Source organism: Niastella vici, from assembly GCF_002077945.1.
GTDB classification, from domain to species: domain Bacteria; phylum Bacteroidota; class Bacteroidia; order Chitinophagales; family Chitinophagaceae; genus Niastella; species Niastella vici.
Genome location: NZ_LVYD01000071.1, coordinates 1 through 10549, shown reverse-complemented (window position 1 = coordinate 10549; position 10549 = coordinate 1). Strand labels below are relative to the sequence as shown.

The following is a 10549-nucleotide window of genomic DNA, read 5'->3' as shown; positions in this document are numbered from 1 at the left end:
TTCTATTTGCAACAACGCAACGCTTGTGACAACGTTGAACTTACAACTTGCTTATGTACTCCCGCGTGTATTCGTAAAAATCCTCGGCTGTTTGTAATGGGCGTTTTACCAGGCGCGTTTTGTTGGTTTTGATATCGTACGAATAAAACTTTCCATTTGGCTTTTTGCGAAAGTACAGTTCGTAAAAGAAAAGCTTCTTCTGCACCATGCACATCACATAGGCCAGGCCCATTTGATACAGCTCGATCAACATGTGCGGGCTCACAAACAACAACTGTTCCACCGTTTTTATACCCGATAATTTGCCAAAATATTCTACCGTGGTATCCGGAATACTGATCTCTAAAACGTAATCCGGATCGGGCAGGGGCTCGGGCCAGGTGGCGTCCATGTTGAATACCCCATTTTCACTGAGGGTGGTTTCTACGTTAAACGGATTGATGTAATGTCCCAGGTTGTCATTCAGGTGACGGGTAATGGCGTTTTTGGTTGGTTTCATAATGCTCCAGGTTTAATGGTGGCCATTGGTACGGTATTGCATCATGAGCTACAAGATCAAATGCGGCGACAACCGGCCGGTTACGAATCGCTATTGATGCCAAATTTACTTATAGTTGCCAGTGCCTGTATCTTATTTTAGTTTATCTTTTACCCTTTGTGCTCACATTTTGCCTTGTTTGTTAACGTTAGACTTCATTTCCTGTAACCATTCAGAAGCGCTGATGTCATAATATTTCCTGAAAGCATTGCTGAATGAGCTGTGCGAAGCGTAATCCAGCTTAAACGACACTTCCTTGATCGAATACCCGGCCCTGATTAACCGCAGCGCTTCAATCATGCGCTTTTCCAGTTTGTATTGTCTTATTGATTTATGATATTTTTTTTTGAAGGCATGCTGCAGTACATTGCGGCTGAGATTATGGTCGCTGGCCAGGGTAGCCGTGCTGATGCCAGTGCCGGGATGGTCATCGATGTACTTCTTGATCTGTACTACCGCAGTAACTACCTCCCGTTTGAAATCCTTCTTTGGCATACACGCCAGTTTAATGAATAGTGGTTTGTAAATAGTGCGCGCCTCACCACATCATTATACATTGTGTTGCCTTTGGTTTTTAACAGTCAACATGAACAGGGCAAAAACAAGTGTCAAATGTGCAACACCGTTATACAGGTTGCCAAATAACAAAACGCACAATTCAGGCTGAATGCCATACGCTATCAACAATACAATCGTATGTGCATGGATAAACGCTACAGATAAATGGCCGGCCGCAAGGACCCGCTTGTTCTCTACTGTATGCAAGTTACTTAGTTGGTAACTTCTTTTTAAATCAATGTCTTCATGTTTTGCACTTCAGCGTACGTTCTTCGCCGTTTTGGCAAAATTCAAAATTGGGTCATTTTGAATAGCCGCCTTGTTTGGTGGACTAATAATCCCGGGCAAATTGACAAATATTGTGTTATATATAGGGATTGAACGGTTTTGTTCACCTTTATCCAAAACAACTTTCTTTTTTTTAGCCCCACCCAGGCCCAAAATATATGTGTAAAGGCTATATTTGTGAACCGGGTGACCATCAACAGTCTACATAATGAAAAAGCGCTCCTGGAACAGGTAGCGCAAGGGGATGAAAGTGCATTTCGCATCGTATTTGACCACTATCGCGATGCCATCTTTACTTTTGCCTGCAAGGTTATTCAGCACGATGCCCTCGCCGAAGAAATAGTACAGGATGTGTTTGTAAAGATCTGGATCAACCGGGCCGGACTGCCCGCTGTTCGCAACTTTCCCGACTTCCTCTTCATCATTGCCCGCAACCATACGCTCAATGCCCTGCGCCGCCTGGCCAGGGAAAGAAAATTATCATTAACTACCAATGCCGAACTGGAGCTGCCCGGCGTAAGTACCGAAGCCATCATTGTGCAACGCGATTACGACCGCCTGCTGCAACAGGCCATTGCCCAGCTACCGCCGCGGCAAAAACTGGTATATACCCTCGGCCGCCAGGAAGGCTTTACCCGCGAAGAGATAGCCGCCCAGCTGCAGCTGAGTCCCGAAACCGTAAAGGTGCATATGGCCCAGGCCCTGAAGAACCTGAGGAGTTTCTTTAACGAAAATTCGGATGGAATTTTGCTATTGATTGCAGTTATATTGTTAGAGTTACCGGTTGCCAGTTTCCAGTTACCGGGGCTCAAATAGTTAGGCTGATTAAAGGCGGGCGCTCAGAAATTGAAGCCTGGTACCCGGTAACCGGAAACCGGTAACTATTTTTTTCAGCAGGCTAACCCTGTCCTCATTTTACCTGTGTCTTTATTACAAACCAGCCATCCTTTACACTAATATACAATGTCAATAACCCGCCTTGAATATTTATTTCAACGGTATCTTAACAGGGAAGCCACTGCCGGTGAGCACCAGGAACTGATGCTGTTATTACAGCAGAGCGCCCAAGATGCCGAAATAAAAACCATCCTGAACCAGGTATGGCAGAACCTTACTGTACACAGGCAATTGGCACCGGAAAGGGCCGATGCCATTTTTCATACGATATTATCTTCAAACCCGGCTAATTCAATCCCTGTGATGCCTGTGAACGAGCGCCGGCCACGCCGCCTGTTACCCCTGAACAGATGGGCCGTGGCTGCCGCTGTTCTGGTGCTGGTTGCAACCGGTGGCTGGTTGTTCTATCTGAATAGATCAACGCCACCGGTAGCCACTACCAATACAGACTCCCTTACCAATGACATTGCACCGGGGAAGAATAATGCGGTGTTGATACTGGCCGATGGGCGAACAATAAATTTAGATAGCACAGCTAATGGAGATATTGGCAAGCAGGAAAATACGGTGATCTCGAAAAGGGAAGGAGTGGTGGAATATAGCGAGCCCAACTTAAAACTTAAAACTAAGAACTCGCTTTACAATACTATTACCACAGCAAGAGGCAATCAATATAAATTAATCCTCCCCGACGGATCAACTGTGTGGTTGAACGCCGAATCTTCTGTTCGGTTTCCTGTAGCCTTCACTGGCAACGAACGCCGCGTGGAAGTAACAGGCGAAGTATACCTGGCCGTAAAGCATAATAGCCAAATGCCGTTCAAAGTGGTGGCGAATGGCGTAGAAGTGAAGGACCTGGGAACGGAGTTTGATGTGAACGCCTATGAAGGGTTGGTAACTACTGTTGTAGAAGGGAAAGTTTCGGTGGGCAAAGCCGCTGCTACGCTAACAGCCGGACAGCAGGCGATCGTTTCCCGCGCCGGTTCAAACCCAATAAAACTGATAAAAGACGCCGATGTGGAAGCCGCCATTGCCTGGAAGAACGGCCAGTTTATGTTCACCGGTAACAGCATTCAATCGGTGATGCAACAACTCGAACGCTGGTATGATATTGAGGTAACCTATGGGCCCCATGTATCGAAAGAAGAATTTGTGGGCACCATGACGCGATTTGCCAATATATCTTCTGTATTAAAAATGTTGGAGAAAACCGGGACCGTTCATTTTGAGGTCCATGGCAGGAAAGTGCTTGTTAAGTAGGAACCTGGAACCCGCCTGTGCCAGGGCTATGGCGGGCAAAAACAAACCGTTCCGCATTGCGGGCGGAACGGTTAAAATAGTCCCGGTTTCCTGATCTATATACGAGTTAGGCATATTCATTCAGTAAAACCAAAACTTACCAAAGCTATGCATTTATTTGACATGGTAAGTCCTCATTTCGGGCTATCCTGGCTTCGAAGGAGAGGGCTGCATTTCCTGTTGCTTATGAAGTTGACCCTTGCTTTTTTACTGGCCGGTACTTTGTTCGCCTCGGCCAAAGGTGTTGGGCAGAACGTGACCCTGCACCTCAACAACGCCTCGCTGCAGCAAACGTTTCGCGAAATTCAACGCCAAACGGGCTATACCTTTCTGTACACCAAACAAATGGTGGCCGATGCTCCAAAGATCACCGTCAACCTCAACAATGTATCGCTGGCCGATGCATTGACCGAATTACTGCAAAAACAGGGACTCGAATTTTCCATCGACAATAAAATGGTGGTGTTGCGGCGAAAAGTAAAAGCCATCACCATGGCGCCGCCCGCGCCGGTTCCAACCGATACCAGCGGCGGCGAATTGCGCGGCGTGGTGCTGAATGAGAACAATTCGCCATTACAGGGTGCCACCATCCGCATCACCACGCTGAACCGCAGCACCTATAGCAATGCCCGCGGCGAATTTACCCTGCCCAAACTGCCGCCCGGTAAATACACCATCGAGATCAGCTATGTGGGTTTTACTGATTATACCGGCACCATTACCGTGAATGGCAATTCGGTGAACATCACTGCCGCCCTGAAACAGGTGCTGAGCCAGCTCGATGAAATAGCGGTGGTTGCCTATGGTACTTCAACCAAACGCTATACCACCGGCGCGCAAACCGCCATTAAAAGCCAGGATATAGAAAAACAACCGGTCACCAACCCCATTGCCGCCCTGCAGGGCCGCATGACGGGCGTGCTGGTTACCAATGCCAATGGTATTCCCGGCTCGGGCATTAGCCTGCAGATACGGGGTAACTATAGTTTAAGCAACCGCGCCGATCCTTTATACATCGTTGACGGCGTGCCGTACCCGGCCGCGTCGCTGGTCACCAACAGTGTGAGCACCGCCAGCGGCCAGGTGAGCCCCTTCAACAGTATTAACCCGAACGACATTGAAAGCATTTCGATATTGAAAGATGCCGACGCTACCGCCATTTACGGTTCGCGCGGTGGCAACGGGGTAGTGCTCATCACCACTAAAAAAGGAAAGGCCGGTAAAACCACCTTCGATGTAAATGCCTGCAGCGGCTCAAGTGTAGCCACGCGCGTTCCCGATTTTTTAAACACCCGGCAATACATCGCCACCCGGCGCAAGGCCTTTGCTGCCGATGGCATTACGCCCACCACCAGCAACGCACAGGACCTGTTGTTGTGGGATACTACCGCCTATACCAATTTCCCGAAACTGATCATGGGCAATACCGCCTCGTTCAGCAATGTACAGGCAGCTGTTTCGGGGGGTAACGAGCAAACACGTATACTGCTGAGCCTGGGCTATCACAACGAAGGCTCGGTGATCTATGGCAACAATTACGACAAATGCGTAAGTGGCCATTTGAACGTAGACCACTACAGCCTCGATAAAAAGCTCAACATAAATACAACGGTGAGCTATACGAATGATAATATCAGAACGCTGGCGGCCGATCCCTTTCTGGCTATTTATGCGCCGCCGAATTTTCCGCATTACGACAGCACCGGCGCCCTGTACTGGATCCCCAAAGATGCGCAGGCCAATACGGCCAATCCCTGGAGTTACCTGAATAAAGTGGGCCGTAACTTCACAGATAATTTCATTACCAATATGACCGTGCGGTATACCGTACTGCCCGGGCTGAACGCGAAGGTGAATACCGGCTTTAGTAAAATGTACCTGACGCAACAGGTGATTATGCCTGCCACCGCGTTCAATACGGTTCCATCCTTTGCCGCGCCGTATAAGAACTACGCCAGCTTTGGCAACAGCAGCGTGCAAACCTATATTGTAGAACCGCAGCTGGAGTATACCAAACGGGCAGGAGACCTCAGCATCAACGCGCTGGCGGGGGGAACCGCCCAACGCAGCCTTACAAAAACGAATTATATAACCGGTATCAATTACAGTACCGACGACCTTATAGAGACCATTTCGGCTGCCGGTAGTATTTATGACAAAGGCGCCAGCAGCAGGGAGTATAAATACATGTCAGGCTTTAGCCGCCTTTCGTTGCGCTGGTTAAATAAATACATCGTGAACGGTACCTTCCGCCGCGATGGTAGTTCACGCTTTGGCCCCGGCAAGCGCTTTGGTAACTTCTGGAGCATCGGCGGCGCGTACATCTTTAGTGAAGAAAACTTCATTAGAAACTACCTGCCGGTATTGAGCTTTGGTAAGTTGCGGGCCAGCTATGGTATTACGGGCAGCGACCAGCTGCAGGATTACCGCTACCTGGAAACTTATGCCAGCAATTACAACACGTACAATGGGGTGAACGGTTTATACGCTTACCAGATCGCCAACCCCGTGTTTAGCTGGGAAGCCAACCGCAAGGTAGAAGTGGCGATGGACCTCGGCTTTTTGAAAGACCGCATTTTGCTGAGTGCCAGCTGGTACCGCAACCGCAGCGACAACCAGCTGGTGCAGGCGCCCCTGCCTTCACAAACCGGTTTCGATTATTACCAGGCCAACCTGCCGGCCCTCATACAAATGACCAGCCTTGAGTTTGAGGGGAATACCGTGACTATCGCGAAAAAAGACTGGCGCTGGCAAACTACCTTCAACATCACCTTCCCGAAAGACAAACTGGTTAGTTATCCGGGGCTGGCTTCTTCGCCCTATGCCAATACCTACGCCATTGGCCAGCCGTTGAAACTGGCGCGGGGTTATCATTACCTCACCATCAATAGCGCCAACGGCGTTCCGCAATTTGAAGACCAGAACAAGGATGGCTCGTTAAATTCAACCTACGATTATATTAATATAGGCTCCCTGAACCCGAAGTTCTATGGCGGCTTTGGCAACACGGTTACCTGGAAAGGGCTCACACTCGACATCTTTGTACAGTTCACCAAACAGAACGGGTACAATGCTTACCGGGCCTATTACTTCCCGCCCGGGTATAAAGTGAATGTGCCAACTTTTTATGTAAAGGATAACTGGACGCCCACCAACACCAATGCCTCGCAGAGTGCATTGAGCACTACAGTATCGAATAGCAACGGACCCGGTTACGCGTACCCGTACCGGTATTATTATTCCGATGCGGCCTACAGCGATGCTTCGTACTGGCGCCTGAAGAACCTGGCTTTATCGTATACGTTGCCGAAAAAGCTTACCGGCAAAATGAAAGTGCAGCACCTGCGCGTATATGTACAGGGTCAGAACCTGTTCACGCATACCGGTTACCAGGGCCTTGACCCCGAAACGCAAAACGCCACGCCTGTTTTAAAAACGCTTACTGGCGGTATTCAGATAACGCTTTAATTGATTATGACTATGTTGATAACAACCAAACTATATAACCAATTATTAATGATGGCAGGGGCATTGGTGCTGGCAGGCATGTTCAGCAGCTGCAAAAAATATGTGGAGGCCGACCTGCCCAAAGACCAATTGGAAGGGAGCCGGGTTTTCAGCAGCGCCACCAATACGCTGGCTGCCGTGAACGGACTGTACACTTTTGCGCTGAAAAATGCGAGCTTTATTACGTACCAGGGCGATCTGCTGGCGGGGTTCTCTGCCGATGAATTTACCTTTGGCAGCACCCAGTACGACGATTTTACCAATAATACCCTGCAGGCAGGCAATGCCGATGTGCTGGCTACCTGGAAGCTTTTTTACAGCGTTATATACCAGGCCAATGGCATTATTGAAAAAGTGCCGGGGAGCCCGGTAAGTGACAGCTTAAAAGCTTTATACACGGCTGAAGCAAAAGTGTTCCGTGCTTTCTGTCATTTGTACCTCACCAGTTATTTTGGCGATGTGCCGCTGATACAAACCACCGATGTAACGGTGACGGCCACTGCGCCGCGCACGGCAAAAGCTACGGTGCTGGCTGCGGTAGCGAAAGACCTGTCAGCTGCGGAAGTCATACTGCCTTATGGTACCGTACGCAATGGCCGCCTGAATAAATGGATGGCCACGGCCCTGCTGGCGCGGGTATACCTGTACCAGGGCAACTGGGCGGCGGCCGAAGCAAAGGCCACCACAATGATCAACAATAATAGTGGCATTGCCCTGCAGACCGACCTCAGCAAAGTGTTTTTAAGAGGCAGTAAGGAAGCCATTTGGCAGATCAATTCGGCCGATAACAATTATGTATATGGAACCAGCCTGCCTGGCACTTCGCTCAACTACCAGGTAATGATACGGCCCGGATTATATAATGGGTATGAAACCGGTGACCTGCGTAAGACGAACTGGATGGGCAGCGCCACTGTGCAAAGCACTTTCTTTTATTATCCTTACAAGTATAAGAATGCATCGGCGCCTGCCAGTGCTGCGGCTATTGAAGATTATGTGCTGATGCGCCTGGCCGAGCAATACCTGATACGCGCCGAAGCCCGGGCGCAACAGCAGAATTTGACGGGCGCCATCGATGACCTGAATGTGATCCGTAACCGCGCGGGCATTACCCCGTTAGTGGTTGGGCTTTCGCAAAGCGATGTATTGCTGGCGGTGGAAAAAGAGAGAAGGCTGGAGTTGTTTGGCGAGGGCTATAGCCATCGCTGGATTGACCTGAACCGCACTAACCGCGCCAATGCCGTGTTGGGCGCCCTGAAACCCGGTACCTGGAAATCAACAGCGGCCTTGTGGCCGATACCCCAAAATGAAATATTGTTAAACCCGGCGTTAACGCCAAACCCTTAAGTCAGTTATTGAGTTTGTTAGTTATTGAGTTCGTAGTTGCCGGGTCAGCTTACGAACTCAATAACTATTGAATTAGAAGGGTAAATGGGTATTCAAACATATTATACCTGTAAGTAGTTTCTATTAGCTGCAGCCCTTTTTTATTGATATTTGTCAATTTTGATGGGTTATTCTACAAATTCTGATCTACATTTCTATCACTGTGTTATTTTTACGCCCAACCTTCCAAATGGAATCTTATATATTTCATTAAAAATGGGGCTGGCCGGTTACAAATCAATTACCGGCGTTTACTATTAATACCGGAGCATGATAAAGGACAACATGTATTCTGATGCGGAGCTTATTGCCGCCATTAGAGCAGGGGATCAGTTAAACAGCGCTATCTTTTTCATTTACCAGCAGTATGCTCAAACGATCCAGTCGTTTATTATGGCTAACAGCGGTACGCCGCCCGATGCAGAAGATATTTTTCAGGAAACAGTGGTCACGTTCATTGACCTGGTAAAAAAAGAGAAATTCCGGGGCGAAGCAAGTGTAAAGACCTTTCTTACCGCCATTGCCCGCAACCTGTGGTTGAACGAATTGAAGAAAAGAGCACGCAGCGGCGTTCGGGAAAAAGTTTTTGAGACCAGCCGGGAAAATACCGAAATGGATGTGAGCCAGTACATTACCGACCGCGAAGTGAAACAGCAGTTTATAGAAGTGCTGGGAAAACTGGGCGAGCCCTGCAAAAAGCTGCTTACCCTGTTCTACTATGAGAACCTGAGTATGAAAGATATGGTGCAACACCTGCCTTATGAAAATGAGCAGGTAGTGCGAAACAAAAAATACAAATGCCTGCAGGCGCTGACGGAACTGGTAAAACAAAATCCCGTCATTGCCAAAATGGTAAATCAACAGTCACGCTAATTTTATGGAAGGCCGCAACGAACATTTATTAATTAATTATCTCGACAGAACCCTGCAAGAACAGGAGATGCGGGAAATGGAAGCGTTGATCAATACCGATCCCGAAACGCGCAAACAATGGCAATACCTGCAACTGGCCGTGGAAGCGGTGGAGTATGCTGCTTTATACGACCAGGTGGCTGCCGTAAAAGAAAACTTCAGGACCATTCAACCGGTTGAAGTACTACAGCCGGCGCCCCGGCCCGGTATGCTGGTGCAAATGCGCCGGAAACTGAGCGTTGCCGCTGCCGTGTTGGTATTGCTGATGGGTGGGGCTGCGTATAAATATTTTAGTGTAAGCGCAACACACGTGTATCAACAAGCGTTCGTAGCGTATACACTACCAACTGCCCGTGGGCAGGCAAGCATCACTGATGTAGAACGGTTGTACCAGGCGCAAAACTGGTATGCAGTGATCGCCGCCGTTAGTAAAACTTCCTTAACAGATAATAAAGCCTTATTCCTGGCCGGCATGGCCCACTTGCAATTACAACAATTTGCGCAGGCAGGTAAGTTGTTTGAACAGGTGCGTGCGAACAATACCCAAACGGGTGATGATTATTTTCAGGATGAAGCGCAGTTTTATGGCGCATTGAGCGATCTGGCTTCGGGTAATACCCAACAGGCTATTTCGGCTTTGCAACAAATAAGGTCAAATAAAGACCATTTGTACCACGAGCAGGCTGCCCGCATTGGAAATATTGATCTCAAGATATTGACAATCAAGGCCAATAAAAAACCTTAAGATTTTTTGAAAAAAATTCGATTTCGTGGTTACGTTCTTTTCAACAGCTTTTACTAATTAATAGAACCAGCTCTTTTAAATAATTCCCTTTTACGTTCGTGAGGATCCGGATCAATGATATCGGAAACCTGGTCCCGGCCTGCCGGGAAACAGAGAAACCTGCGTGGTTCCATCTTCACGAAATATTTCTTTTAGTATTCGTGAAGGTCCGAATCATAATATCGGAAACCTGATCCCGGCCTGCCGGGAGACAGAGAAACCTGGATGGTTCCGTCTTCACGAAATAGCTCTTTTAGTATTCGTGAAGGTCCGAATCATAATATCGGAAACCTGGGTGGCGTTTACGACCACAACAGAGAAACCTGGATGGTTCCGTCTTCACGAATATCCCTACACATTCGTGAGGATCCGAATCAATG

General features: G+C 48.4%; 8 protein-coding genes. 6 read left to right on the top strand and 2 right to left on the bottom strand.

Translation table 11 applies throughout. The features are described from left to right. Window positions 1-40: 40 nt before the first annotated feature. Both A3860_RS30790 and A3860_RS30785 read right to left on the bottom strand, forming a co-directional pair. Window positions 41-499, bottom strand: coding sequence for a hypothetical protein (locus tag A3860_RS30790; RefSeq protein WP_081153957.1), 459 nt, complete (start codon window positions 497-499; stop codon window positions 41-43). A 162-nt stretch (window positions 500-661) separates the two neighbouring features. Next, on the bottom strand, window positions 662-1033 hold the full coding sequence (locus tag A3860_RS30785) for a helix-turn-helix domain-containing protein (protein WP_081153955.1): 372 nt from the start codon (window positions 1031-1033) through the stop codon (window positions 662-664). A 528-nt stretch (window positions 1034-1561) separates the two neighbouring features. Between A3860_RS30785 and A3860_RS30775 the strand changes: the two genes are divergently transcribed. The 6 genes from A3860_RS30775 (at window position 1562) to A3860_RS30750 (ending at window position 10130) form a co-directional block, all read left to right on the top strand. Next, the gene (locus tag A3860_RS30775; RefSeq protein ID WP_158085420.1) at window positions 1562-2200 is read left to right on the top strand and encodes an RNA polymerase sigma factor; all 639 of its coding nucleotides are present in this window, start codon (window positions 1562-1564) and stop codon (window positions 2198-2200) included. A gap of 147 nt (window positions 2201-2347) precedes the next feature. Continuing rightward, window positions 2348-3541, top strand: coding sequence for a FecR family protein (locus tag A3860_RS30770; RefSeq protein ID WP_081153949.1), 1194 nt, complete (start codon window positions 2348-2350; stop codon window positions 3539-3541). A 147-nt stretch (window positions 3542-3688) separates the two neighbouring features. Next, window positions 3689-7048: a SusC/RagA family TonB-linked outer membrane protein gene (locus tag A3860_RS30765; RefSeq protein WP_081153947.1), complete on the top strand. Its 3360-nt coding sequence runs from the start codon at window positions 3689-3691 to the stop codon at window positions 7046-7048. A 12-nt stretch (window positions 7049-7060) separates the two neighbouring features. Further along, on the top strand, window positions 7061-8434 hold the full coding sequence (locus tag A3860_RS30760; RefSeq protein ID WP_158085419.1) for a RagB/SusD family nutrient uptake outer membrane protein: 1374 nt from the start codon (window positions 7061-7063) through the stop codon (window positions 8432-8434). Between the two features lie 309 nt (window positions 8435-8743). Beyond that, complete coding sequence (locus A3860_RS30755; RefSeq protein ID WP_081153943.1) at window positions 8744-9346, top strand: RNA polymerase sigma factor; 603 nt, start codon at window positions 8744-8746, stop codon at window positions 9344-9346. Window positions 9347-9350: 4 nt separating this feature from the next. Beyond that, the gene (locus tag A3860_RS30750) at window positions 9351-10130 is read left to right on the top strand and encodes a tetratricopeptide repeat protein (RefSeq protein WP_081153941.1); all 780 of its coding nucleotides are present in this window, start codon (window positions 9351-9353) and stop codon (window positions 10128-10130) included. Window positions 10131-10549: the final 419 nt, after the last annotated feature.

Coding starts and splice junctions, on each gene's coding strand:
- A3860_RS30790 (WP_081153957.1), bottom strand. CDS start 499: ATGAAACCAACCAAAAACGCCATTACCCGTCACCTGAATGACAACCTG.
- A3860_RS30785 (WP_081153955.1), bottom strand. CDS start 1,033: ATGCCAAAGAAGGATTTCAAACGGGAGGTAGTTACTGCGGTAGTACAG.
- A3860_RS30770 (WP_081153949.1), top strand. CDS start 2,348: ATGTCAATAACCCGCCTTGAATATTTATTTCAACGGTATCTTAACAGG.
- A3860_RS30765 (WP_081153947.1), top strand. CDS start 3,689: ATGCATTTATTTGACATGGTAAGTCCTCATTTCGGGCTATCCTGGCTT.
- A3860_RS30760 (WP_158085419.1), top strand. CDS start 7,061: ATGTTGATAACAACCAAACTATATAACCAATTATTAATGATGGCAGGG.
- A3860_RS30755 (WP_081153943.1), top strand. CDS start 8,744: ATGATAAAGGACAACATGTATTCTGATGCGGAGCTTATTGCCGCCATT.
- A3860_RS30750 (WP_081153941.1), top strand. CDS start 9,351: ATGGAAGGCCGCAACGAACATTTATTAATTAATTATCTCGACAGAACC.